This window comes from Sorangiineae bacterium MSr11367, from assembly GCA_037157805.1.
GTDB lineage: Bacteria > Myxococcota_A > Polyangia > Polyangiales > Polyangiaceae > Pendulispora > Pendulispora rubella.
Genome location: CP089983.1, coordinates 6,502,233 through 6,527,068 on the forward strand (window position 1 = coordinate 6,502,233; position 24,836 = coordinate 6,527,068).

Genomic DNA, 24,836 nt, shown 5'->3' on the forward strand with positions numbered 1-24,836 from the left:
CGCCTCGTCTCGGCGTTATTTGCCCAGCCCGATCTCCTTCATGAACTCCTGATTGTCCCAGAAGAGATACTCCTCGTGCATGAGACCGTCCGGCCACCAATGCCCGACGGTCACCATCTGAATCTTGAACGCCTTGCCCGTCGGCGGAATCATTTTGCCGTCACCGATCGGCATGGGCTTCGTGAACGTGCCTTCCATCACGCCGATCACGGCCGTCCAATCCTTCTTCGCGATCTTGACCGGGTGCTCTTGAATGCGCGTGTCCGGGGCCCAGACGAACATGCCTTTCAAGTCCTCGATGTGTTTCTCGATGCCCGTCGTCGTGTGTCCGTCGGGCCAATGCACCACGATGTCTTTCGAATGCGTGCGACCGAGCTCTCCCCACTTTTGGTTCGTGTAGACGTTGAAGTCGAGATCGTCGAAGAGGGCGAGCTGCTTGGCCTCGAGCGCCTCGCTCGCTTCGCCCGAGGTGGCCGGTGCTGAACCCGCGGGTGCGGTCGTGGCGCAGGCCGCGGTGCCAACCGTCAGCAGGATGGACGCAACACGTGCACTTGCCTTGACGTTCTTCATGTGAAGTTTCCTTGTTCTTGTCGATGAAACAGCGGGGATGGCGCGGGCGCTGAGCGGGCAATGCGCGGCCATGGTCAGCGCTTCCGACGGCATTGTGCATCGTTGCGCGAAATGCACTAGATGTCCGAACGGCGTTACTGTGTCCCCAAAATGGGAACAATCGATTTCAACCTCCTCCCGCTCTTCGTAGCCGTCGCGGAGGCATCGAGCTTCTCCCGCGCCGCCGTGAAGTTGAACGTCCGGAAGTCGTCCGTTAGCCGCGGCATTGCGGCACTCGAAGGCGCGATGAACGTTCGGCTCTTCCATCGGACCACCCGACAGGTGTCACTGACGACGGCAGGTGCAGCGCTGCTGGAGCGGGCCTCGGCGCCGCTCGCATCGCTTCAGCGATCGGTCTTGGACCTTCCCGAGCTCCAAGAATCGGTGTCGGGACGACTCCGCATCACCGCTCCGATCGACTTCGGCTCCACGGTACTCGCCGCGATCGTGGCCCGCTTCTCGGCGCTGCACGTCGGCCTGGAGATCGATCTCCGGCTCACCAATGCGGTCGTCGACTTGGTTGCCGAAGGGGTCGACATCGCGTTCCGCATCGCGCGCCGGCCGCTCAAGGACTCGACGCTGACCGCGCAGAAGATCGGGCCGGTCAATCTGCAACTATTTGCATCTCCGGGCTACTTCGCGCGCAAAGGAAAGCCACGATCGCCCGACGACCTCGCCAAGCATGCGTGGGTCACCTTCCGTGACGCCGAGCGGTTGAAACTCGTCGGGCCAAGCGGCACCGCCACGGTCGACGGCCGCGGCCCGATCCGGTGCGATGACATGTTCTTCATGCGCGAAGTCCTCCGGCAAGGTGCGGGCATCGGATTGCTTCCCACCTTCGTCGCGGGACCGGATGTGACCGCCGGAGAGTTGGTCTATGCGCTCCCACAGTGGACCGTGCCGCAAGGACAACTCTGGTGCCTGTGTCCGAGCGCGCGCCACCTTCCCCGCAAGGTGACCGCCTTCCGCGAGTTCGTCGTGGAGTGCCTTCGCGGCCGACCCCTGTAGAGGGTGGGCCCAGACCAGAAGTTTCGTTCGCTTTCGAAATTTTTCGTGCGCCTTTCGCTTTCGACCGGCGTCTCCCCTGCGAGGGCACACTTATGATGAATGGTCTCGGGCACGTTTTTCGATCAAAGGCTTTGCGCACGGCGCTCCAATCGGCCACCTATCTGGCCGCAGCGTCCGTCATGGCCACGGCAGGGTGCAGCGCTGGGGCGCCGTCCGATCCACCCGAGGGCGAAGCAAGCTCTCGGGCGCGGGAAACGGAGGCACTCGGGCCGACGTCCGTCGATGCGCGGAGGAGCCGCACGCCCGCAGAAACGCCGGACCCTACCACGATGGGGACGCATCGGACGACCGAAGGCGAATATCGATTTGCCGCGAGTATCGATTCCGAAATAACGCGGCGAAAAACGGAGCTCTGGGCGCAAGTCTATCGCCCCGTGGATATGGGCGATACGCCACATCCGGTGGTGATTTTCCTCCACGGCAACCACTCTTCGTGCGGCACGGGGCAGAATCCTCGCATCGATGACCGCAACGATTACGCCAGTTCGGGCACATGCCCGGCCGGTTACGTCGTGGCACCGAGTCACCGCGGATACGAGTACGTCGCCAAGCAGCTTGCATCGTTGGGGTATGTCGTCGTCTCCATCAACGCGAACCGCGGCATCGCCGGGTTCGACGATGGCCCGGACACGGGGCCCAACGCGGACAAGCATCTGAATCTCGCGCGCGGGCGGCTCATCTTGAGGCACCTGCAGCTCCTGAGCGAGTGGAATACGAACGGCGGCTCGCAGGCGGCGCTCGGTGTCGATTTGCGGGGTAAGCTCGATTTCGCCCAGGTGGGCCTCGTCGGCCACTCACGAGGCGGCGAAGGCGTGCGTGCCGCGTACGACCTGTATCGTGAACCGCGCGGCCAATGGCCATCGAAAATCGCCGATCCCGTCACCTTTCGGGGAATCTTCGAGCTGGCCCCCGTCGATGGTCAGACGACCAGCCGCACGCTCAACGCCGAAGGAACCGCGTGGGCGGTACTTCTCCCAATGTGCGACGGAGACGTGAGCCCTCTCTCCGGAATTCGGCCGTTCGATCGCATGATGAGCAAGCAAATAGAGTCGCCGCCCTCGCCGAAAGCCGTTTTTACCGTATTTGGTGCCAATCACAATTTCTACAATACGGAATGGCAGAGGAACGACTCCGCCGGGTGCGTCGGCCATACGGCGCTCTCGCAACAGGGGAATGGCTCGCCCGCGCAGCGGACCACCGGGGTGGCGAGCATCGTGGCTTTCTTTCGGGCCCATCTCGGAGCCGGCGCGAATCCGATTTACGGCCAGCTCTTCAATCCGCTTTACGCTCTTCCCAAGGTCGTCTCCGATATCACGCGCGTGGAACGCGGATACACGGACTCGCCCAATGCCGACGTCACCAGCATTCGCGAGGACTTCAACGAAGCCGAAGGACTCAGCAGCGAGGGGGTTGCGAACGACAAGAGCGGGGTCGTCCTCACTTACGGCTCCGTCCCCGAGCACGACCCCAGCTTGCGTGCCGGCCGCATCTCCTGGACGGCCGCATCCGAGAACACCTATTTCCAGACGAATTGGTCGGCTGCGGGCCAAGGTGACGACATCAGTCGTTACGTGACGCTCGATCTTCGGGTTTCGCGCCAGCGCAGCGCGCTCAATGCGAGCGACGTGACCGACTTCACCATCGAGCTCGTGCAGGCCGATGGACGGCGCGGGACCGGCGTGCCGCTCAGCAAGTACCTCGACAAGCTGACCGGCCCCGCCGGCGGCAAGTACCGAGACGCCTCCGGAAATGTGCGCACCGTGTATCACTCCATTCTTCGATCGGTCCGTATTCCGCTGGGCGACTTCGGCGTCGACCTGACCAAAGTTCGAGGCGCGCGTCTCGTCTTCAACGGGACCAGGCAAGGTGCGATCTACGTCGCAAACATCCGCTTGTCGACCCGCGGGTTCGCACGATCGGCCCCCGTCGCGGTTGCAAGCCGCAGCGTTTCGAGCGAAACCCTTTCTCTCCGCACGGTCCCGCAGCTCGATGTGCAAAACGACGCCGACGTGGACGGCGCGACCGATTCGAATCTCGACGGCGCCCAAGACGCCATCGCCCGCGCCGATTCCACCGGAGGCAATGCCATTGCCCACATTCTGGGCAAGCGATCGACGGCACCGGGGGACGATGGGAAGGAAGCGGTCGAAATCGAGCTACGGAGCGATGAGAGCTTTCCCATCGGCGACGAGTTTCCCACGCTTCGAATAGGAGACCGCACGTTCGACCGAAGTTACCGGCCGGACGACGACATGCATCGCATCACGTTCATCCTCGCCAACTCGGACTTCGCGCAATTGCGCGACCGTAACCCGGTGACGGTGTACTACGGCCACCCCGACGCGTCCCGTCATTGGAACTTCGGCCTCCTCGACAAACGCACACTGCGCCGTTGAGCGCTTGGTTCGTATCCGAAAAGGCCCCCTACGGAGCATCGCTCTTTGCGAATCGGTCCAGTCGCCCAATGGGCTCTTCGGGTTGCCAACTCAGCCAGGGAATGCGCGCATTGACCTTCTTGCCGTCGTGGCGCGGGATCGGTCCGGGCGGATGGTGCAAGTGCAGGAGGGTGTCGTCGTAGCTGTCCAGCGGCGTCGCGAGTTCCACGCGGAAGAAGAAGTCGACGTCTTCGCCACCCCAACCTTGGTAGCGCTCGTCGAAGCCACCGATTCGCTCGAAGATGGGTCGACGGATCCAAAACGAGCCTCCACGCGGGCGCCGTCCAAGGAATCCGCGTAACGAGCTCGTGTCCGCGGCGGGAGCCCGGCGGTGGATGCGCTGACGAATTGCCGCGGACGACGACGCTGGATCGAGGCACAAGACATCGCGGTAGGTTACGTGCGCCCCCGTACCCGGGCGCTGGAATCGCGCCGCGTTTCGTGCGATGTAGTCGCGATCGACGAGCATGTCGGCATCGAGAAAACAAAGTAGCGGCGCATTTCCGGGTGAGTGGACCGCCCCGACGTTTGCAGCCCACGACTTGTTGAAGATGCCCTCTTTGAATGCAAATGCATAGTGATCGACGAAGGGAGCCGCGACCGACCTCACACGCGGCACCTCGTCGGACTCCACCAAGGCGACCGCGTAGCGCTCGCGCGGAAAGGATTGATCGCGCAATGCGAGCAGGCAGCTCACGAGATTCCGCAAGCGGGCTTCCCTAGCCTCGCGCCCTTGGAAAGGCACGATGACGAGCACATCGATCGGCCCATCCACGGAACCTCGTGGGCCCGGTGGATGTGCGCTCACGTCGTGAACGCCGACGGGCGCGCTCGTCCTTTCGTAACGAGGACCCACGTGAAACCCCAATCGCGAATGGCATGCGGCCTCCCAGGCCGCCTCGAAGATGGCCTCCGTCGATATCGGCTCGGCACGCTCGGCCAGCGCCGTGCGAAGCTCGAAATAACGGCCTGCATCCTGCGGATCGGCCTGCAGACTTGCCCCCAGGGTGCGGATCGTTTCGTCGGGGGCCTGGGCGACGGAGGCCACGACCGCATCGATCCATGGGCGTCCGCGTTTCCAATACGTCCGATTCGATATCTCGGCATCGGGGTCCGACGCAATGACGAGACTATCCGCCGCGGCAGCCGCCAACACATGACGATCCGAAGATTTCACGAAACGCACCTTTCGTCACCGATGATCGAGGAACACGCCACGCCTGCGAAGCATCGCGCCCAGTCATCTACGAAAATCCCATCACGGATCATCGAGCAAAACTCCTCAAATTCGCTCTGGTCACATTTCGTAGATGACGTAAACAGCGATGGACCTACGAAAAGACCAGGAGCGCCAAACTGGCGCGCGGGCCACGTCACGCCGTGTCGCGCGGGGTGACGGCGAGCGAGGGGCATCCATCGACGCGCTCATCGCGCGTGACCCGTTGCTGCGCTTGCATTGTGCAATATCACATCCCAGCGAATGGCAAGTGTATCCATGGCATCCGTTCCACCCGGAGGGCACACGGAGCGTTTCGCTGAGTGCGCTGGCGGCGGACGGTGGACTGCGCGCGCGCGTGTTCGCGCGACACGTTGCTCATCGAGGGGATGCGCTGGCGCATTTCGTCGCGTACTTCGTGCGACCTTTGGTCAAGTCGGTGCGCATTGCCTTGGAGCGCCATCATGTCGCGCTTCTGCGGCATCACGACGAGACACGCGTCGCCTTCGAGTTGTCGGCCGACTTCCGCGCGACGGGAAGAATCGTGCTTCGAGACTTCGATGCGCGCGCACCGGCCACCCCGCACGAGACCGCCGAGACCTTGCACACGTTGCGAGACTGTCTGGCCAAGTTGGTCGCGGCGTTTCGTCATGCGCAGAGCCCCTCCAGCCCGGCGGACAACGTCGAAGGTGCCGTGTTCGCGGCCGTGGCCGAGGAGTTGCGGTTCGTGCCCCCCGAGATCGCCCGAGCCTTGCCCAACGAGCTCGTGCATGCACCGCCCATCGAGCAGGAAGCGATCTTGCGCGAGGTTTTGCGGCGGGTCGAGACGCGTGCGCGTGAACGGGTCGCCGACCCTACCCGTCTGCCGCCCGCCGTGGTGATCGATGTCGACCTCTGCGGGTTCATGCCGCGCGACCGGACGCTGGCAGCCGTGCGGCAGGTCGGTGGGCCGCAACCCGGTGCGCCGCATGGCATTCGCGCGCTGCTGGAGCCCGAGGGGTTGACGGTGCTGCCCGTGCATCACGAGCTCGGGTGGCGTCACTTCGTGGCGGCCCATGGCCTCGACGAGGCGTACCCCGGCGTCGATTGGGCGGAATTGCGTGTGCGGTTCGAGCGTGCGTATCACCGACCTTGGGAGAATTTACGGACCGATCGCGTCACGCCGGGGCTCGCACGTTTCGTGCGGGACATTCTTCACGCCGGAGGCGAAGTCGTCTTCAACTCCGGTCGTCGCCATCGCGTGCGATGCCACACCGAGTACGTGCTCACCCGTGCCGGTCTCCCATCGACCCCGCTGCTCACCATGCCCGATGATCGCGTTCGCCCCGTGGCCGACCTCAAAGTCGAGAACATGCGATGCCTTCCGCCGCTGGACGTCGTCGCCATCTTCGACGACCTGGCCGACAACCGAACCGCGTTGGCGCACACCTATCCGACGGCGATGGGTGTGGCCGTCCGGATCCCTGGGTTTGCCGGCGAATCCACGGGCACCTCGGTGCCGACGGTCGCAACGTTCGAAATGCGGCCGCGCGTTCAGGTGCCAGCACGCGGAGAGGTGCCGGCGCCGCTGGCCGCGCAGTCGATTGGCAAACTCGCGATTGCGGAGCTGTACGCGCCGCCGTGGGCCGCAGAGCACGCGGTGTGTCTGACGACGGAACAATCGCGCGGCATCATCGGACACCTGGTCGCACGGGCGGAGGAAGATTCCGAGCGAGCCGCTCGAGCGGCCCTGTCCCGCGCCCGCGCCTCGGTGCCCGGTGCGGACCAAACGGAGCGCGACGTGTTCGCCCTTCATCAGGTCCTCACGCGCGGACAGTTCTTCAAAGGACGGCGCTCCCATTACCCCTTGGAGACCGCCGCGCTCGACGTCGGCCCCTACGTCGCGGCCCGCGCACCGTTGCGCGTGGTCATGCTGGGATTTCCCATCAAGCATGGCGACAGTGGACTCAAGGCATTCGGCCCGCTCCCTGATTTCGCGGAGATGGCCGCGCTGGTTCGTCTGCGCGAATTGGTGGGGACCCTTCGAAGGGTTTACGAGCCCGGGGTCGAGTTGACCGTGCTCATGGATTCCGGACATTTCCGTCCGCATCCCGCGGACGTCACGAATAGGTACCACCAGAAGCTTCGCGACTACCGCGACGTCGTCGGTATGGATGGCATGACGTTTCGTGACATCGACGAATTCGCCGAACAGCGGCTTGCACCGGGCACGCGCGCACGGCGGGAAGAACGGATCCGTGAGGAGGAAGAGCGCCTGCGCGAGGTGTTGGATGGACTCGCCATCGAACGGGATCCGTTGGGGGCACTTCGTGCGGCGGCCGCACGCCATAGCGGCACATCGACGCTTTCGTTCGACGAGCTTTTTCGTTCACTGATTCACTCGATTCCGATGCCACCGCCTCCGTCCGGTATGCAGCTGGTCGCCTGGTCCAAAGCGCTTTACGCGAACGTGTACCACCCCGACGATCCCGATGCTTCGGACGACGTGCGCGCCGGCCGCGGGACGTTGTTGCTCACGGCATGGCGACACACCGTGCGGTACATGGCCGCCGTTCGCGTCAATCGGACGATGCCGGAATACGGCGAGCCCGTGACACCGCGCGTTCGGCTGGCCGCCGTCCCCAGGCTGCATTGCTGCGGATATTCGTCCCTGGGTGGCTCGACGCTGCTCCCTTGGCACGGAACCGGGGCCATCGATCCGCGTGGCTACGTATCAACGGAGTTCGCGATTGCGCTGCTCGATCAAGGGTTCGTGCCCGTGTACTCGCCCCTCCTGGGCAACGAGCAGCCCTGGATGATGGTCCCGGCCACCGCAACGCGTGTTCCCCGTCGCGGTGCGCGCGCGGAGTTGGATCCCGCGTTCGTTCGTACCATTCGCATGCGAAGGACGTGAGTCGCGTGAGCTCGGCGGAAACCCTTCGAACGCGTGCATTCGTGTTTGCTTGGATTGCACATCTGATGCACGGAATTTCGTTCAATTCCTTTTTGCATTTACCGGGATTGTTGCGCGACCGCGGTGCCACCGAGTTCGAGATCGGTCTGATCTTCGGAATCGGTGCCGTCGCGGGCATCGTGGTCAAGCCCCTCGTCGGGCGAGAGATCGATCGGACGGGGCCGCGCTCGGTCATTCTGGCATCGGGTGCGTTGGCGGCACTCGGCTGCTGCGGCTACGTGGCGCTCGCGCGGAGCGCGACACCGGTTCCGTGGATATGCTTCTTGCGCGCCGTTCAAGGTGCATCGATGGCCTCCCTCTTCACCGCCTTGTATGCCCATACGGCCGAGATTGTACCGGCGTCGCGACGCATCGAGGGGCTCGGCATTTTCGGGATATCGGGCACTCTATCCATCGGTCTCGGCGGCATACTCGGTGATGTGTTGCTGCGTGGCGGCGATTATCAGGTGCTCTTCATCGCCGCCGCCGTCGCATCGAGCCTCGGATTCGCCCTTTCCATACCGCTGCGTGTGGCGCACCAGGCCCGTGTGGACACGAAAGGCCAATTCACCGTGGCCGTGCTCCAACGAGACATGCTGCCCCTGTGGTTCGCCGGGGTGCTGCTGGCATCGATGGTGGCAACGTATTCGACGTTTTTGAAGACGTACGTCCAGAGCACGGGGGCCGGATCGGTGGGGCTTTTCTTTTCGGTGTACAGCGCAGGCAACATCGCCGTGCGAATGGCGTTCGGAAAAGTGCCCGAACGCGTCGGTCCCAAGCGGGTACTGTATCCTGCACTAGGGTGCATCGCGCTCGGCTTCCTCGTGCTCGCGAGCACCTCCAGCACATGGGGCGTCGCGCTATCGGGATTGCTCTACGGAATCGGGCAAGGTTATGCGTTTCCCATTTTCATTGGGTTGGTCGTCGGACGCGCCAAAAGCGATCAACGTGGTTCGGCACTTGCCGTGTTCACGTCGTTCTTCGATGCCGGCACATTGGTGGGAAGTCCGCTGTTCGGCTTCATGGTTCGGGCGACGGGCTATTCTGCGATGTTCGTCTCCGCGGGTCTCGTGTTGGTCGCGGGCACGGTGCTGTTCGCACGGTGGGAGCGGGCGGCGCTGCGCCCGTCCATGGCTGCGAAAAGGGCACTCTCGTAAGATGGCCATCGTCTTTTCTCCGCATCTCGACGACGCCGTGTTGTCCGCCGCCACGCGATTGATGCGCGGGTCCGCGCAGGTGGTGAACGTGTTCGCCGGCGCGCCGCCACCGCGGGTCGAGATGATGGCGTGGGAGCGACTCACGCGAGCGCATTCTTCGGCCGAGCGGCATCGGGAACGGTTGGCCGAGGATCGGGAGGCGATGACACTCCTGAGTTGTTGCGCCGTGTACCTCGATCTGCCGGAAAAAGAGCATCGCGAGCGCGATATCGGCGATTTGTGTGACCGCTTGCGTCCTTTCGTCGCGAGCGCGCGCGAAATTTGGGTGCCCGCCGCCATCGGGGGGCATCCGGATCATGTCGCCACGCGGGATGCCGTACTCGCGGCGCACGCAGGTGGCGATGGAGAGGTGGTGTTCTATGCGGATCTTCCGTACGCCGTGCGGTATGGGTGGCCATCCTGGGCTATCCGGACCGCTGCACCACGGTTCCTCGCCCCCGATGCCTGGCTGAATGGTGAGCTCACGAGGCGGGGACTCGACCCTGCGCTCCTCACGCCCTCCGTCGTGACGCTCGACGGAGACCTACGTGCCAGAAAGGAGCGCGCCGTTCGAGCCTACCGCACGCAACTTGCCGCGTTGGGCCTTGGCCCAGACCAGCGGGACAACTGGAAAACCTTTTTAGGACACGAATTGGCCTGGCGCATGTAGCGCAATCGCAAAAATGGCTCCTCACGTGGTAGCCCATATATGCTGGGCGACCTATGTCGATATGGGACACATTCGTGAAGTTCGCGTGGAGCCGAGAACTTCACATGACCAAGGAACGATGGCCCCGTGCCGCATCGAGTGAGTCGGAGGCAAAGGCGGGCCCCGTCACGGACCGCCAGCGGATCGACGACATCGACGTTCTGCGTGGGATGGCCCTCTGCGGCGTTCTGCTGAGCAATTTGGTCGAAATCTTTCGTGTTCCGCGGCGCGCTTCGTACCACGTGCCTGGCAGCGGCCGCATCGATGACTTGGTCGATGCGATCATGGCCACGGCCTTTCAGGGCGGCACCATCACGCTCACGTTTTCCATGGTGTTCGGCCTTGGCATGGCCATCTCGTCCGAGCGCGTCCTGGCCTCGGGCGCGTCAGCGTATCGGTTCTTGGCTCAGAAGCAGCTCGTCCTATTGGTCATCGGAGTGTTGCATGGCTTCTTCCTATGGAGTGGCGACATCCTCACCCTCTATGCCCTGATCGGATTGACGATACTGCCCTTCCTCCGGTGCTCGCCGCGTGTTCTCCTCGCCGTCGCGTTTCTCATGGCGATCGTCTTTTGCCTCCCTATTTATCCGCAGCCGCCGTCGTTGGGCCCCGACGATGTCGCGCACGCCCTCCGCGTCTACGGCGGTGGTACGTGGTCGGAGGTGAACGCGCAGCGTTGCCGCGAATTGCTCATTCAATGGCGCACGGGCTCGCTGCGCTGGTCACCCGCCGTATGGATGGCGTTCTGCCTGGGAACCGCCCTGTGGCGAAGCGGGATCTTGCACGCGCCGGAGAGGTATCTTCGCGTGCTTCAGGCCATCGCACTCTCGGGAGCGCTCAGCCTGATGGTGATCGTTCTGATGCACGTCGGTTATCTGCCCGACTGGCGCGCTTCCGCGTCGCGGCCAGTGGTCCGTTTTCTCTACCTCGGAGCCTTTCTGGGCCTGGCCCTCTCGTATGGTTCCACAATCCTTTTGCTCCTGCGCCGGCCTTTCTGGCGCCCCTGGCTGCTCAGGCTTGCCCCACTCGGGCAGATGACATTGACCAATTATTTGATGCAGTCCATCGTATTTGGTTTCGTCTTTTATGGTTACGGCCTCGGCCAATATGGCAAATGGCCCTCGGCCATCAGCATCGTTTTTGGCTTGTTCGTTTATCTCTTGCAGGTGCTCTTCAGCACCGTATGGCTCCGGCATTTTCGATTTGGCCCGGCCGAGTGGCTTTGGCGTTCCCTCAGCTATGGCAAGATACCGGCTCTTCGTAGGAAATGAGTCTGCCCGCCCGCATCGCTTTACGAGCGGGCTCCCTCACCGGATCCGCCGCTATGGCTTGGCGGCCGTGGTCTGCGTTCCTTCGCCTGCGGGACAGCGGTACGCCGTGCCCGAGATGGTGGCCGTCGAAGTCGTCCCTTCGTGTTGGCCGAGCGTCGGCGGGTCCTGCTGGACGTAGTTGGCCCCGCGTTCGGCGGCCTTGTTTCGCAGATCGTTTTGCGCGTATTCGATCAATTTGTCATTCGAAATGCCTCTACCGCCAAAGCTTCCGCCCCCGTGCCCAACCAACTGTGCAACTTCGGTGCAGTTCGGAGGCGGAGCACTTCGAACGACGGTGACGCGCGCCCCTTCGCCACTCAGCGAGGTGGAAGCGCAAGCCACGAGCGAAGATGCGGCGAGAAAAGCAAAAGCACGATACGTATTCCAACGAGAATTCATGGTGACCTTTCCAAGTTGGGGAAGATGGAAGAGGACATCGCAAGCCACGTGCCTCGTGCGCATTCGCCGCACACGAGCAAGATCACGGTCCGCGATCGGGCGTTTGCCAATTCTCGTTGTGAGGTGGGAAATTCACATACCGCGCGCGATCACCGACGGCGATTCGCGCGCTGACGCCTGCCTACCGAGCTCGCGCGTTGCGTGCGGGGAGACCGCGGCCTCTCACGGCCACTGGCAGGTCGAAGGGATCGCGGGATTGTTCGTAGGTTTTACCCTCGAGCAGTCGCCGATGGCGTCGACGATGCTGATGGATACGCTCGGAGCTCGCCCTTTGCACGTCGCGCTGCAGGCATCGGTGTCGTTCGATGGGCAGCGATTCATGCACGCCACCAGTTGCGCGCATCCGGAATCGCCGCTGCAGGCGCGAAGGTAGTCGCAGCAATTCTGCGCGAGCCAGGTGTCGCATTCGGAGCCCCATTTGTCGCCGGCGAGGGACACTCCGCTTCCGCAACTGCCGCTCTGGTCCCCGCCCCCGCCGCCGCTCGCTCCCGAGCTGACGCAACCTGCAACGAGCAGTGCCACGAAGGGCACACAAAAGCACCAAAGGGTAGGCCGACGCATGGCGCGACCATAGAAGACGCATGCTCATCCCGCAACGCCCGAGAGCCGCCGGTCACGGAACCGGGAGCACCGCGGCGGCGACGCCGGAGATGCCCGCGGTTCCTGCGGCCCCCGATCCACCTTCGCCGTTGGGTCCCCGTCCGGCTTGTCCTGGGCTGCCGGCTTTTCCGGCCGCGGCCGTGGACCAACCGGGTCGGGCGTCTGCCCTGTCCACTTCCGCCCCATCGAGCACGGGGATCAGGCCTCGATAGCCCAACGCAATGGAGGAGCCTCCCGCGCCGCCGCCCCCGCCGCCGCCGTGACCTCCGTAGCCTCCGGGCCCGCCGTTGCAGCCCTGCCCCGCCCCGGTATTGCCGGCCGTCTGGCCCACTTGACCATTGCCTCCATCGCCGGCGTTGCCGGCGTTGCCGGCCAACAAGACGCAGGCTTCGAGCGTCACCCTCGATTCGAGTGCAAGCAGCGCGATGCTCGAGCCGCCGCATTGTCCTGCAGCCCCGCCTTGTCCTCCGCATCCGCCGGAGCCACCACCGCCACTGGGACCTTCGAGGCCACCGCCCCCGCCACCGCCTTGTGCCGTCTGCCCACTGCCGCCAGCAGCCCCGTTGGTACCGCCCCAGCCCGATGCCGTCGCGCCGCCGATCGTCGACGCGCCCGCGCCGCCGTCCCCACCGCGGCCCGATGCGCCTCGATGGCCGGTCCCCGAGGCGGAGCAACCTGCGCCCGCCGCCGGAATTCCCCCCGCCCCGTCATCGTTCGCCGTGGGCGAAGGAGGAATGGCGGGTGTTCCCGCGCTGCCGCGCTCTCCGGTCGGGCCGCCGGCGCCGCCTTGGCTCACCGTGCCGTCGGGGCAGTTGTTCACGATCGCGGGCCCCGGGACGCCACCGTCGGCGTTGTTTCCCGATGGCGCGGGTGGGAAACGCCCCGGCCCCGGGTCGGGCGCTTTTCCCGGTGCGCCATCGCCCGCGGCCACAGTCACGCGACGAAGGGTGACACCGCTCGTCGCGGAGATGATGCCCCCCACGCTGGACTCGCCGGGATCCGCAGCGGGCAGCGCGGTGAACGTCAGATCCGCCAGCACGACGGGGCTCGGCACGCCCTCGATGCGCAATGCAGGGCCTCGCTCCTTCGGGTGCACTTTGGCCGGTCCGCCGGGTTGCCAATCGTTGCACGTGAACCCGCCGATGAGGCTGATCGCGCTCTTGAGAACGACGGCCTCCTCGTAGTCCGCTTCGCAAATGTAGATACGCAGCCGGCGCCCTTCGGCCTTCTCGATGGCTTTGCCGATGGTCTTCACGGGGCTTCGCTTGGTGCCCTCGGCTCCGTCGTCGCCGTTCGGCGACACGAAGACGCCGACGAGGTCCACCACGCACGCGGGTTGGTCTCTCGGTTCACGCGAAAGATCGCACCCGATGCACTCGCCGCCCGAGCACCGATCGGGAAACGACGGCGGGCAGCCATCCAGGAACAACATGGCCGCGACCAAGATCGAGGCCGGGGCCAGCTTCAAGCTATTTCGCATCGCGTTTTCTCCACTGCATCGCCGCCATGCCGTTTTTCAGAAGGTCGTCTGCACGCGAACCCCGGCGACGCCGGGTCCCGCCGCTGGAACGACCTGCGCGCGCTCCCTCGGCCTGGGTGAGAACGCCCACACGAGACCGCCGGCGATGAGCCACGCACCCGTGGCGCCGTAGGCGATCCATCCGATGGTCGCGTTGCGCCGGCCCGTGTCCTCGGCGTCGCGCACGTGCGAACACTCGGCGCTGCCCGGGTTGAAGCACGTCGTGATGTTCGTCACGACCTCGTCCTTCTGCGACTGGGCGGCCAACGAGAAACCCATGCCCGTTGCCAAGGCCACGACGGCGATGCCGCCGAAGATCAACGTGGCCGTGGGCGGAGGCCCGATGCCGTGGGAGCTCTCCACGGGCATCGGAGATTCGCTTGCGCGGGCAACTTTTTCCGGAGCGGGAGAAGGACTCACCACCAGCGGCGGAGGCGGCTTTGGGGGCGCATCGAAGGTGACGGCGGTGTCTTGGCCCGCAGGGGCATCGACCTCGCGGCGCTGGTGGCCGGTTTCGAACGCGGCCTCGACCACGTGCTTTCCGGCGGTCACGTCGATACGCTCCTTGCGCTCTTCGTTGCTCACCGACGTACCGTCCACCAGGATGACCACGCCGTCCGGTGCCTCCACCACGAGATGCCCGACGCGCACGTTCAACTCGGCCATCAGGCCTTTGGCCCGTTCTTTCTTCTTTGGCTCCGCGGCGGGATCGGCCAAATACTTCTTCAAGTGCCGCAACGCCTCGAGCGGGCGGTTCGAATCCATCTCGGCCAGGAGCAGATTCCACAGCGTCTTGTGCGAAGGCACCACCGCGTACGACTGAAGAAATTCGATCCGCGCCGTCTCCACGTCGGCCCGGCGTACGGCCGCGAGACCGCGCTTGTTGTGCTCTGCGGCCTCGCGCTGCTCGTTCGCGCTCGGTGCGGTGGGCTGTGCCCGTGCGCTGGATGGATCGAATGCGGTGAACGATGCGGCGAGGAGAAGCCAAGCCAGGTGCCTTCGGAACGCGATCATTCGTAGAGTTCTCCGTGCGGCAAATTGGGGCCCGGCGTGTGCGGCTTCTTCGCACCGGCGTCGGCCTTCGGCCGGCTCGAAGGGCGCGCGCTCGCATCTTCGGCGGTCGAGGCATTGGGTGCAGGTTGCACCGATTCGAGGGACGGCGTGGCAACGGGAACGACGGGCTCCGCACTGCGCGCGATGGTCGCCTCCGCGCTCGCCAAAGGTGGCGCCGTCGCCTTCGGGGCTCGGGTCCGCAGCGACAACGCCCCTGCGGCGAGCACGGCGAGCGCCGCCACCGCCGCAACGGCGAGCAACACGAGAGGTGCCCTTTTTCGCTTTCCCCCGGTCGCATCGGCCGCGAACATGGCCGCGTGGCTCAGTGTGCCCTGCGCAGGCACCATGGCCGGGGACGAGGAGCCGGGCGCCCGCGGTACATCGGCGACCGTGGCGACGTGGGCCATGTCCTGCGCGATCGGTCCCGACGGCGCGAGCAGCGCGGAAAGCGCGACCATGAGCTCTTTCGCGGTCGCGAAGCGTGCGGCCGCGTCCTTGTGCAAGCAGCGCGACACCACCGCCTCCAGCGCGGCAGGTAGCTCCGGCCGCAAGGTGCGAAGGGGGTGCGGTTCTTTGTACAGCACCGCGCCGTAAAGATCGCCGAGGCTCTCGGCTTCGAAGGGGAACTGCTTGGTCAGCAAGTAGAAGAGAACGATGCCGATGGCATAGATGTCCGTGCGCGCATCGACGTCCTTCGAGCCGCGGATCTGTTCCGGCGACATGAACGCGGGCGAGCCCAGGATGGCGCCGGCCCGCGTGGACACTTGCAGATCGTCGGCGGCATCGCTCACCTTGGACACGCCGAAATCGAGCACCTTGACCAGCGGCGTGCCATCGGGCCGGTGCGTGAGAAAGAGGTTCTTCGGCTTCAGGTCACGATGGATGATGCCCGCGCGATGCGCTTCATCCATCGCCTTGCACACGTCGATCACGTAGTCGATGGCCTCGCGCATGGGCAGCCGGCCGCGTGCATCCATCACGGCCTCCAGATCTTGCCCCTCGAGGAACTCCATCACGATGTAGGCCGCGCCGGTCTCCAGGGTGCCGAAGTCCATGACGCGCGCGACGTGCTCTCCGCGCAACCGGGCCGCCGCGCGCGCCTCGCGGATGAAGCGATCCGACGCACCATGAACGCGGTGCGTGTCGGGCAGCATGAACTTGAGGGCCACCAGCGATCCGAGTTGGACGTGCCGTGCGGCGACGACGACGCCCATGGCCCCTGCACCGAGGACGCTCTCAACGCGGTATTTGGACGCGAGAATGTCTCCGACCTGAACGGGCGCGTTCACTCACTTCGATCATACATGAGCGCAACGCGCCGGCGACGCGGAGTTGGAGATCTTCGTGTCATCAAGTCGGGCGACGCAACCGCACCACGGATGAACCGCCGCGCATCGACGGCAGAGCCAAGACGCTGGCGCATGCGTGCATCGTCGCGGGTTGGTCCTCTACGTCTCCAGACCGAGGCCGTCGTAGCGCAGCACGAGCATCTTCTCCTGCGACATCGCCTCCATGGACCACGGGATGCCGCCGATGCCGTAACCGGATTGGCGCCGCCCCGCGAAGGGCATCCAATCGGTGCGAAACGCGGTGTGGTCGTTGACCATGACGGCCGACGCGTCGAGACGACGGGCCGCCCGAAGCGCCGGCCCGATGTTCGTGGAGAAGACGCTCGCCTGAAACGCGAATGGCAAGGAGTTTGCGACGTCGATGGCTTCGTCCAGCTCGCGGAATCCATAGACGCACGTCACGGGGCCGAACACCTCGAGCCGAGACACCTTCGCATCCGCGGCGGGCTCGATCAGGATGGACGGAACGAGCGTGGTCTCGGATGGGCGCCCGCCGCCGATCAGGCGCGCGCCCCCCTCCACCGCTTCGTGGATCCACGACGCGACGCGATCGGCCTCCCGCGGATGGATCAGCGGTCCCACCTCGGTCTCGGGCAGCCGCGGATCGCCGACGCGGAGCGATTTCACCCGCGCCGCGAGCCGCTCGACGAAATCGGCCAAAACGTCGGTATGAACGAAGATCCGCTGCGTGGACACGCAAACCTGGCCCGCGTGGTAGTAGCCGCCCTTCACGATGGGCTCGATGATCCGATCCAGCTTTGCGCTGGCGTCGACGATGACGGGTGCTGCGCCGCCATGCTCCAGTGCGCAGCGCGTTCCGGGCGCCAGCTTGCTGCGCAGGTACCACCCGACGCGGGCCGAACCGATGAAGCTCAAAAACGCCACGCGTGGATCCGTCGCGAGGCGCTCGGCCAAGGCATTGTCATCGGTGACGAAGGCCTGACACCACCGTTCGTCGAGCCCGGCCTCGCGAAACAGCTCGACCAGCTCGAGGCACGACAGCGGCGTGGGCACCGCCGGCTTGACGATCACTGGGCATCCGACGGCAATCGCCGGGGCGATCTGATGAACGATCAAGTTCAATGGATGATTGAAGGCCGATATCGCGGCGACCACCCCGATGGGCTCCTTCGTGGTGAAGGCCCATCGCCCCTCGCTCGCGCCGGTGAGGCCCATGGGGATCTCGCGACCGCCGAAATGGCGAAGCTCCTCGGCCGCGTTTCGCAGTCCATCGATCGCCCGGATCACCTCGACCGTGGCGTCGGTCAGCGGTTTGCCGCCCTCGCGCGCGATGAGCTCTGCAAAGTGGATTTGCTTCGCCTCGAGCAAACTCGCAGTTCGCTGGAGGATGGCGCCCCGCCGATGCGGTTCGAGCCACGAGTTGCGCTCGCGCAGGGCTCTCTCCGCCGCGGCGAGCTTGGCCTCGAGCGCGCGGTCATCGTCGCCCGGTATCTCCCGAATGAGTGCACGATCGAAGGCCTGAACGACCGAAATCACGTTGGACATCACGACCTCCCTAAGCCGCCGGCACCCGCTCGCGCAGTTCGTCGACGAGGACCCGTTTGTTTTCCGAATAGTCTATCGGGACGATGACGAGATGGACGCCGCCGCCCGCAAACGCATGTTCGAGGCTCGCCCGCAGTTCGCTCGCCGCACCGACCCGCGTCGCCTTCGCGCCGTACGCCTCGGCGTACTTCGTGAAGTCCGGATTGCCGAAGCTCATTCCGAAATCCGCGAATTGCTCCGTCGCCTGCTTCCAGCGAATCATTCCGTAGGCGTGATCCTCGATGATGAGAACGACCAGATTGAGCTTTAGCCGAATGGCCGTCTCGAGCTCCTGGCTGTTCATCATGAACCCGCCGTCTCCGCACACGGCCATGACTCGGCGCTGGGGATACAACAACGCGGCCATCATCGCCGAGGGGAGCCCCGCGCCCATGGTGGCCAATGCGTTGTCCAGCAAAATGGTATTCGCGACCTGCGTGCGGTAGTTCCGTGCGAACCATATCTTGTACATCCCATTGTCCAGCGCCAGGATGCCATCGGCGGGCATGACCGCACGCACGTCGTGGACGAGGCGCTGGGGCGTGAGGCGGTCCTCGGTTGCGCGCGCCGCGATTCGGCTCAAGATGCCTTCTCGCAGGGGCAGAAGCGCCTGCGCATTCGGGATCTTGCCCTCCAGGCGATCCGCGAGGAGCCTCAGCGACGCCCCGAGATCTCCAATGATCTCCGCTTGCGGGAAGTAGACCTGCTCGACGTTGGCAGGCTGGTAGCCGACATGAATCACCTTCGGCCCCGCGACCCCCATGATGAACGGCGGCTTTTCGACGGTGTCGTGCCCAATGGTGATGATGAGATCCGCGCGATCGATGGCTTCGTGCACGTAATCCCGCTCGGAGAGCGCGGCCGTCCCCATGTAAAGGTCGGAGCCACCCGGCACCGACCCTTTGCCCATTTGCGTCGTGAAATACGGAATACGCGTCCGTAAGACGAATTGCGCCAGGTCCGAGGTCGAACGCGGGCGAGATGCGGCCGCCCCGAGCATCACCAGCGGACGCTCGGCCTGCAGCACCATGTGCGCCGCGCGATCGAGGGCACTCGCACTGGCCAGCGGAAGCTCGACCGGGTGCGGAGGAATCAAGGCGACCTCTCCGCACTCCTCGGCCGCGATATCCTCGGGGAGCTCCAGGTGCACGGGCCCCGGCCGCTCTTCCTGCGCCACGCGGAAGGCTTCGCGCACCAACGTCGGGATCATCCTCGGCGAGACGATTTGGCGCGAGAGCTTGGTCAACGGCTTCATGGTGGCGATCACGTCGATGATTTGAAAGCGGGCTTGCCGCGACGACAGAATCCCCTTTTGCCCGGTGATGAGGATCATCGGCATGGCGCCGAGGAGTGCATAGGCCGCGCCGGTCGTGAGGTTCAGCGCGCCAGGCCCGAGGGTGGTGATGCAGACCCCCGGTTTGCCGGTGAGCCTTCCGTACGTCGCAGCCATGAACGCCGCCGCCTGCTCGTGACGCGTGAGCACGAGCTGGATCGACGACTTTCGAATGGATTCCACGACATCGAGGTTTTCTTCCCCCGGGATCCCGAAAATGCGATCTACGCCTTCGTTCTCGAGGGCTGCGACGAGCAAGTCAGAACCTTTGGACATGAGCCCAGCTTAGGGTCGAATCTCGGCGTCGACCACGGGCACGGATCAGGTCGGCGATGGACTCATTAGAACTTACGGGATGTCGATCCAATTCTTCCTTGATTCGCCCGCCGATTTGCGACACCTGCAACATTGAATAGGGCCATAAGACAATCGAATTCGATGGCAGGAGAAGAGCGGTTTCTCGATGCCACTCCGAGCGAGCACTATCGATTCGAAGCAGGTGGCCGTTTCGAGTCGAGGATGGACGCCGCCCGCACCAAATCGCGCGTGTCGAAGCCCTCGGTGAAGCGCTCGTACACGGCGGCGAGCCGATCGCGCGCTTCGGTGTACCCTTGCCGACCTTGCGCGTGCTCCGCGAGGGTGGTCGCCGTTCGCAGCTCCCAAGCCAATGCCTGCTGGCGTTGCGCGACCTCGAGCGATCGTCGAAAGGCGGCCTCGGCGCGTGCGGCGTGCTGGGCATCCCCTCGGGCGAGCCATCGCGCCCCTCGAATTCGGTGCACCTCGGACGTACACCATCGGTCGTAGCCCTGCTCGATACGGGCGAGCGTCGCTTCGATGGCGTAGGCCTCATTCACCGTTGCCACCATCTCCGCGACGAATGCGCCGCCCACCGGCTCCTGGCTCGTGTCGAACGTGCCCTCCACGACATCCCGGTAGGCTTGCGAGAAGATATGCGACAGGACGAGGGAGTGCTCCGCGGACGTGGTGAAAAGCGTATCCGTGAGCTCTTTGGCCACTGCCAACTTGCCCGTCCAAAACGCGACGGGAAGCGCGGCCAAGGAGATCATGGAGCATAGCGGCAGCGGCTGGCCGATGGTTCGCACCAGCTCGAGGCCTTCACAGGCGCATTCCCACGCCTGCGCGGGATGGCCTTGAAGCCAGAGAATGCGCGGGAGCGTCAGGAGGGCGGCGAGGCGCTCGTCGAATTGGATTCCCCGCGGGCGGCCCGCCGGCGTAGCGCCCTCCGGCTCGGCGAACACGCGTTCCGTACGGATTCGCGCCCCCGTGTGATCTCCCATGCAGTGAAGCGCGAAGCCGAGCATTTTCTGGCCCTTGCGCTTGATTTCCGGGGATTCGACGTTCTCCGCAAGCGATTCGTAGTCCTTCGCGAGTGCCAGCGACTCCTCGTAGTGGCCATTGTAACCGAAGACGACGTGCTGGGCCCAGAGGAGACGGAGCTGCGCTTCGACGAGCCCTGCATCCCGGGCCAGTTCGAGCGACGTTCGAAAGGCTTCGACCACCTTCTCGAACGGCTCCCCCGAGTGCCACATTGCGTGTCCGTACACCTCCCAGAGGCTGCTCGACGTCGCCGGATCGTCCGCGGACTTGTCGGACATGTGCTCGAACAGAGCCCTCAGCCGCCGTGCGTACTCGCCGAAAAGGGCGAGGCTGTACGAGATCCTCATGGAGGTCCCTATGAGCTGCAGGCCGAGAGCGCGGTCTCCGGACTCGGACAGCGCCCAATCGAGCGCGCCGCGCAGATTGTCGATCAAGTTGCGATGGCGCTCCGTCCAAGGTTGGCTGTCCGGGCCCCCATCGTCGAGCTCCGCCCCGTGAAGGGAAGCGACGACGTGCCTCGCATGGCGAGCCGAGACCTCGTTCCGCTCGCCGGCGGCTTGCTTTTCGGCCGCGAACGCCCGGGTCGTATCCAACAATCGGTAAAGGGGAGTTTCCCCACCGATGTCGACCGTCACGAGCGACTTGGCAAAGAGATTCGACAAGTGGGTCAGCGTCACGGAACGTGCCCCCGGGCCGCCTGCCACGGCCACCGCCGCATCCGCAGTGAACGCTCCGCGGAAGACGGAGAGGTGCCGCAACGTCGCCTGCTCCTCGGAAGGCAGCAAATGGTAACTCCAGTCCAACGTCGCCGAGAGCGTCTTGTGCCGCGGAAGCGCCTTGCGCCGCCCATAGGTCAGCACGTTGAAACGATCGTCGAGGCGCACGGAAACCTCACGAAGGCCGAGCTCCCCCACGCGCGCCGCCGCAAACTCGATGGCCAGCGGTATTCCGTCGAGACGGCGGCAGATGGCCGCGACGATGTCGGCATCGGCATCTTGCAGTTCGAATCGATCGGAGGTCGCGCGCGCCCGCTGAACGAAAAGGTCCACCGAGGGATACGCAAGGGCATCGGCCGCGCTCAATCCGTCCGTGAGCGGAGGATACGGCAGACAAGGAAGACGATGCGCCCATTCCCCGGCGGCACGCAAAACTTCGCGACTGGTGGCCAGGATGCGAAGCTTGGGAAGTCGCGAAAGCAACGACTCCACCAGCGCCGCCACCGCGTCCACCACGTGCTCGCAGGTGTCGAACAGAAGCAGCATTTCCTTTTTGCGCAAATGGGAAAGCAAGCCGGTCAGTGGCTCGTTGGCGAGCACCCCAATCCCGAGCGCCGAGGCCAATGAGCTCATGACGAGGGACGGATCGGTCAGGGACGAGAAGTCGACGAAACAGATTCCGTCGGAAAAACGCCGCAAGCATTGCCGCGCCACCGCGATGGCCGCGGTGGTCTTGCCGACGCCACCGGGCCCCGAGATGGTGACCAGTCGCCGTTGGGCCAATGAATCCGCGAGGAGCGCGATGGTCTCGGCGCGCCCGATCGTGGTGGCCAGCAACGCCGGCAAATTGTGCAGCGTATGCTCGTTCGATAGCAGCTCGACGGGGTCGTCCGCCCAGGGCAAAACGGGAAGCGTGAACCGATAACCGCGCGGCACGGTTTCGATGCTGCGGAGCCCCTGCTCGCCGCGGGCCAACACCTTGCGAAGCGCGCCGATTTGAACGCGCAGGTTGGTGTCCTCGACCACCACGTCGGGCCATACCAACGTCAGCAATTCATCCGCGGCGACGACGGTTCCGGCCCGTTCGACCAAGATCCGAAGAATGTCGAACCCCCGGGCACCCAACCGGACTGGCTCGTCGAACAAGAGCAAACTGCGCGATTCCGGGGCAAAACGAAAGTCGCCAAAAGCGTAGCCAACCGTCCTCCCGTAGCTTGCTCCGACTGCCATCGATTCGTCAGACACGGCCTCGCCCCTCGTCGATTCTACCGTCCCAGACACGGAGAGTCGATTGCTGCCGTGCGATCGAGAAACCCATCCTGTACCGTTGGAACCATGAAATGGCTGGCGAACGTCTCATTTGTCGTACTCGTAGCGTCTACGCACCTCGCTACCGGTTGTTCCGGAAATTCCGCACCGCCGGAACCTACCGGCAAACCTTCCGAAAAAGTCACCACCGACCAGGGAGAGGCGCCCACCGCACGCGCAAAAATGACGGAGGCGGAGTGCAACGCGAAGGGCACCCTCGTTTACGACATGGGCGACGGCAAGACCCACGCTCCGAGCTACCGATGCGCCGACGGCCGAGCCCCGATTGGAACCGTGCCGCTCGGCCGCGAGGGGGCCGTCTGCTGTCCGAAGTGAGGTATCGCCTCGGGCCACCATCCCAACGGCGCCAAAGGCACGAGGCCGTACGCGAGCACCTCATCGAGGTTCGCGACGGCCTCCGGGCCGCGACGCGGCCAGCCTAAGGGTGATGCGCGCCTGGGCTAAAGGCTCTCCCAAAAATCGCAGCGATGCTCGGCGCCGAGGTCCACGGGCCCAATCGCGTTGGTTCCGGTGTTCAGCGATTGCACGTAGGGTGTCGCATTCCATCCGCGGAACCTTGTCCACGCGGGCAGCTCGCGCCCGTTGGGGTTGCCGGTACGCGCAAACCGCGTCCAATAGCCAACCATGGTCGCGGCCAGCGATTGCTGCGCGGGGGCGAGCGTCGCCGAAGGGGACGTCAAGTCGAAGAGGTAGGGCAATTCCGCCGTGTGCATGGCGCCCGCCGGCATCCCCGCAGGAATGGGAAGCAACGCGGGAGCAGCCCTATCGGCAAACTCGTACGCGTACACCGTGGTGTGTGCCGCCAGGAGACGATTGCCACGGAGTGTGGGGCACACGATCACCCGATCGGTGATGACCGACGCCCAGGCCAACGCGGGCGAATCGTATTGCGCAAGCGGGTAATACGCAGCGACCGCGTCCGCCTTTTCGGCGTACGACGTTTGGAGCAATTGGGAATACCGTTCGGCCGTAATGGGCTTGATGTCGTCGAATGCGCGCACGAAGGCCCGCCCCTCGTCGAGATTCGAGCCCGCGAGCACCGGTACGCGAAGGAAGTGTCCTTGGGCCAGGGCCGCCGCCGGATGCTCCGGCAAGATGGGCGTACCGTAAACGGGACTGGCGAATCCTGGCAACGTCAGCACCGGCGCGGACGTGAGAAGCGCTGCCGCGGGAACCTTGCGCAGGCAATCGATGGCCGTGGCAGGGTCCGTGCAGCCGAAGACCTTCGCGGTCGCGAGACCGACTTGCTCGGCCTCTTGGGGCAAGACCCATCCGGACGCGGCCGGGCCGGTGGCATTCAAGCCTTGGTTCGGCCAATCGGTGGTGCACATGCCGCTCTGGATGGCGGCCCGTTGAAAGAGTCCCGACGCCGAAGGCGACGTCAAATGCGCGCATACGCTCAATCCGCCGGCAGACTCACCAAAGAAGGTCACGTTCGTCGGATCGCCGCCGAAGGCCGCGGCGTTCTGCTGCACCCAGCGGAGCGCGGCCTGCTGATCCTGCAAGGTGAAATTCGTGTCGCCAAGGTTCGGATGTGCGAACAAACCGAACACGCTGAGTCGGTAATTGGCGGTCACCACCACCGCGTCCCCCGTCACGGCCAGGCGATGGGGATCGTAGCGATGGCCGAATCCGGCATAATTCCCGCCGCCGTGGAGCCACACCATGACGGGCCGCGGTCCGCGCGATGGGCCCCGCGGGGTGGTCACATTCAGGTAAAGGCAATCCTCGTCGCCCGCGACCCCGCTGGGCCCGAACTGCGGGCACACGTTTGGCGTTTTGGTGGCATCCCGCGCCTCGGTCCATGCCGTGGCAGGCGCCGGCGCATGCCATCGCAGCACGCCCACGGGCGGTGCCGCGTAGGGAATGCCGAGGAAGGTGCGGTAACCATCGAACAATGCCCCTTTCACGGGGCCGGAACCGGTCCGAACGATGGACTCGTCCAATGCGTCCATATCCTGCGCCAACGTGTCGTGCGATGCCTCGTCGACGTGCGCCTTGGTCTCCGCCGTGCATCCCCAAAGCAAAAGGCCGCTGGTTGCAACCGCCCAAGAAATCGACCTACATCGATTCATTTTCATTGTTCACGCTCGCAAATGTAAGAGCTCGATAGCTCCAAC

At 64.8% G+C, this 24,836-nt stretch carries 18 protein-coding genes; 7 read left to right on the plus strand and 11 right to left on the minus strand.

Features of this window, described 5'->3' with window-relative positions:
* Positions 1-15: 15 nt before the first annotated feature.
* Positions 16-570 (minus strand): ester cyclase, encoded by a 555-nt coding sequence (locus LVJ94_24920; GenBank protein WXB10458.1) that lies wholly within the window; start codon positions 568-570, stop codon positions 16-18.
* Between the two features lie 150 nt (positions 571-720).
* Between LVJ94_24920 and LVJ94_24925 the strand changes: the two genes are divergently transcribed.
* On the plus strand, positions 721-1,617 hold the full coding sequence (locus LVJ94_24925; protein ID WXB10459.1) for a LysR family transcriptional regulator: 897 nt from the start codon (positions 721-723) through the stop codon (positions 1,615-1,617).
* Between the two features lie 92 nt (positions 1,618-1,709).
* The gene (locus tag LVJ94_24930) at positions 1,710-4,073 is read left to right on the plus strand and encodes a hypothetical protein (GenBank protein ID WXB10460.1); all 2,364 of its coding nucleotides are present in this window, start codon (positions 1,710-1,712) and stop codon (positions 4,071-4,073) included.
* A 28-nt stretch (positions 4,074-4,101) separates the two neighbouring features.
* Here LVJ94_24930 and LVJ94_24935 read toward each other — a convergent pair whose 3' ends face one another.
* Positions 4,102-5,289, minus strand: a complete 1,188-nt coding sequence (locus LVJ94_24935) for a hypothetical protein (GenBank protein WXB10461.1) — start codon at positions 5,287-5,289, stop codon at positions 4,102-4,104.
* A gap of 148 nt (positions 5,290-5,437) precedes the next feature.
* Between LVJ94_24935 and LVJ94_24940 the strand changes: the two genes are divergently transcribed.
* The 4 genes from LVJ94_24940 to LVJ94_24955 all read left to right on the plus strand — a co-directional run bounded on the left by LVJ94_24940 (position 5,438) and on the right by LVJ94_24955 (position 11,436).
* A complete protein-coding gene (locus tag LVJ94_24940; GenBank protein ID WXB10462.1) occupies positions 5,438-8,221 on the plus strand; it encodes an isocyanide synthase family protein in 2,784 nt (927 codons plus the stop codon).
* A gap of 65 nt (positions 8,222-8,286) precedes the next feature.
* Complete coding sequence (locus LVJ94_24945; GenBank protein ID WXB10463.1) at positions 8,287-9,417, plus strand: MFS transporter; 1,131 nt, start codon at positions 8,287-8,289, stop codon at positions 9,415-9,417.
* Position 9,418: 1 nt separating this feature from the next.
* Positions 9,419-10,126, plus strand: coding sequence for a PIG-L family deacetylase (locus LVJ94_24950; protein WXB10464.1), 708 nt, complete (start codon positions 9,419-9,421; stop codon positions 10,124-10,126).
* Between the two features lie 104 nt (positions 10,127-10,230).
* The gene (locus tag LVJ94_24955) at positions 10,231-11,436 is read left to right on the plus strand and encodes a DUF418 domain-containing protein (GenBank protein WXB10465.1); all 1,206 of its coding nucleotides are present in this window, start codon (positions 10,231-10,233) and stop codon (positions 11,434-11,436) included.
* A gap of 51 nt (positions 11,437-11,487) precedes the next feature.
* Here LVJ94_24955 and LVJ94_24960 read toward each other — a convergent pair whose 3' ends face one another.
* From LVJ94_24960 to LVJ94_24995, 8 genes are all read right to left on the minus strand, one after another.
* Positions 11,488-11,874, minus strand: a complete 387-nt coding sequence (locus LVJ94_24960; GenBank protein ID WXB10466.1) for a DUF4156 domain-containing protein — start codon at positions 11,872-11,874, stop codon at positions 11,488-11,490.
* Positions 11,875-12,096: 222 nt separating this feature from the next.
* Complete coding sequence (locus tag LVJ94_24965) at positions 12,097-12,495, minus strand: hypothetical protein (GenBank protein WXB10467.1); 399 nt, start codon at positions 12,493-12,495, stop codon at positions 12,097-12,099.
* 52 nt (positions 12,496-12,547) lie between these two features.
* Positions 12,548-14,014: a hypothetical protein gene (locus LVJ94_24970; protein WXB10848.1), complete on the minus strand. Its 1,467-nt coding sequence runs from the start codon at positions 14,012-14,014 to the stop codon at positions 12,548-12,550.
* A 36-nt stretch (positions 14,015-14,050) separates the two neighbouring features.
* Positions 14,051-15,067, minus strand: a complete 1,017-nt coding sequence (locus tag LVJ94_24975) for a hypothetical protein (GenBank protein WXB10468.1) — start codon at positions 15,065-15,067, stop codon at positions 14,051-14,053.
* Entirely contained in the window at positions 15,064-16,395 is a 1,332-nt protein-coding gene (locus LVJ94_24980; protein ID WXB10469.1) for a protein kinase, read from the minus strand. Before LVJ94_24980 ends, LVJ94_24975 begins: the two co-directional genes overlap by 4 nt.
* A gap of 159 nt (positions 16,396-16,554) precedes the next feature.
* Positions 16,555-17,961 (minus strand): aldehyde dehydrogenase family protein, encoded by a 1,407-nt coding sequence (locus LVJ94_24985; protein ID WXB10470.1) that lies wholly within the window; start codon positions 17,959-17,961, stop codon positions 16,555-16,557.
* A 10-nt stretch (positions 17,962-17,971) separates the two neighbouring features.
* Complete coding sequence (locus LVJ94_24990) at positions 17,972-19,609, minus strand: acetolactate synthase large subunit (GenBank protein ID WXB10471.1); 1,638 nt, start codon at positions 19,607-19,609, stop codon at positions 17,972-17,974.
* 206 nt (positions 19,610-19,815) lie between these two features.
* A complete protein-coding gene (locus tag LVJ94_24995) occupies positions 19,816-22,617 on the minus strand; it encodes a helix-turn-helix transcriptional regulator (protein WXB10472.1) in 2,802 nt (933 codons plus the stop codon).
* A 261-nt stretch (positions 22,618-22,878) separates the two neighbouring features.
* On the opposite strand from LVJ94_24995, the gene LVJ94_25000 reads away from it, so the two are divergent.
* On the plus strand, positions 22,879-23,031 hold the full coding sequence (locus LVJ94_25000) for a hypothetical protein (protein WXB10473.1): 153 nt from the start codon (positions 22,879-22,881) through the stop codon (positions 23,029-23,031).
* A gap of 125 nt (positions 23,032-23,156) precedes the next feature.
* On the opposite strand, the gene LVJ94_25005 is transcribed toward LVJ94_25000, so the two are convergent.
* Positions 23,157-24,791 (minus strand): carboxylesterase family protein, encoded by a 1,635-nt coding sequence (locus tag LVJ94_25005; GenBank protein ID WXB10474.1) that lies wholly within the window; start codon positions 24,789-24,791, stop codon positions 23,157-23,159.
* Positions 24,792-24,836: the final 45 nt, after the last annotated feature.

What these genes read in the sequence shown, in the direction of transcription:
- LVJ94_24985 (WXB10470.1), bottom strand. Translation starts at nt 17,961, where the DNA reads ATGTCCAACGTGATTTCGGTCGTTCAGGCCTTCGATCGTGCACTCATT.
- LVJ94_24945 (WXB10463.1), top strand. Translation starts at nt 8,287, where the DNA reads ATGCACGGAATTTCGTTCAATTCCTTTTTGCATTTACCGGGATTGTTG.
- LVJ94_24950 (WXB10464.1), top strand. Translation starts at nt 9,419, where the DNA reads ATGGCCATCGTCTTTTCTCCGCATCTCGACGACGCCGTGTTGTCCGCC.
- LVJ94_24975 (WXB10468.1), bottom strand. Translation starts at nt 15,067, where the DNA reads ATGATCGCGTTCCGAAGGCACCTGGCTTGGCTTCTCCTCGCCGCATCG.
- LVJ94_24965 (WXB10467.1), bottom strand. Translation starts at nt 12,495, where the DNA reads ATGCGTCGGCCTACCCTTTGGTGCTTTTGTGTGCCCTTCGTGGCACTG.
- LVJ94_24920 (WXB10458.1), bottom strand. Translation starts at nt 570, where the DNA reads ATGAAGAACGTCAAGGCAAGTGCACGTGTTGCGTCCATCCTGCTGACG.
- LVJ94_24995 (WXB10472.1), bottom strand. Translation starts at nt 22,617, where the DNA reads ATGGCAGTCGGAGCAAGCTACGGGAGGACGGTTGGCTACGCTTTTGGC.
- LVJ94_24930 (WXB10460.1), top strand. Translation starts at nt 1,710, where the DNA reads ATGATGAATGGTCTCGGGCACGTTTTTCGATCAAAGGCTTTGCGCACG.
- LVJ94_24940 (WXB10462.1), top strand. Translation starts at nt 5,438, where the DNA reads ATGGACCTACGAAAAGACCAGGAGCGCCAAACTGGCGCGCGGGCCACG.
- LVJ94_24990 (WXB10471.1), bottom strand. Translation starts at nt 19,609, where the DNA reads ATGTCCAAAGGTTCTGACTTGCTCGTCGCAGCCCTCGAGAACGAAGGC.
- LVJ94_24925 (WXB10459.1), top strand. Translation starts at nt 721, where the DNA reads ATGGGAACAATCGATTTCAACCTCCTCCCGCTCTTCGTAGCCGTCGCG.
- LVJ94_24970 (WXB10848.1), bottom strand. Translation starts at nt 14,014, where the DNA reads ATGCGAAATAGCTTGAAGCTGGCCCCGGCCTCGATCTTGGTCGCGGCC.
- LVJ94_25000 (WXB10473.1), top strand. Translation starts at nt 22,879, where the DNA reads ATGACGGAGGCGGAGTGCAACGCGAAGGGCACCCTCGTTTACGACATG.
- LVJ94_25005 (WXB10474.1), bottom strand. Translation starts at nt 24,791, where the DNA reads ATGAATCGATGTAGGTCGATTTCTTGGGCGGTTGCAACCAGCGGCCTT.
- LVJ94_24960 (WXB10466.1), bottom strand. Translation starts at nt 11,874, where the DNA reads ATGAATTCTCGTTGGAATACGTATCGTGCTTTTGCTTTTCTCGCCGCA.
- LVJ94_24955 (WXB10465.1), top strand. Translation starts at nt 10,231, where the DNA reads ATGACCAAGGAACGATGGCCCCGTGCCGCATCGAGTGAGTCGGAGGCA.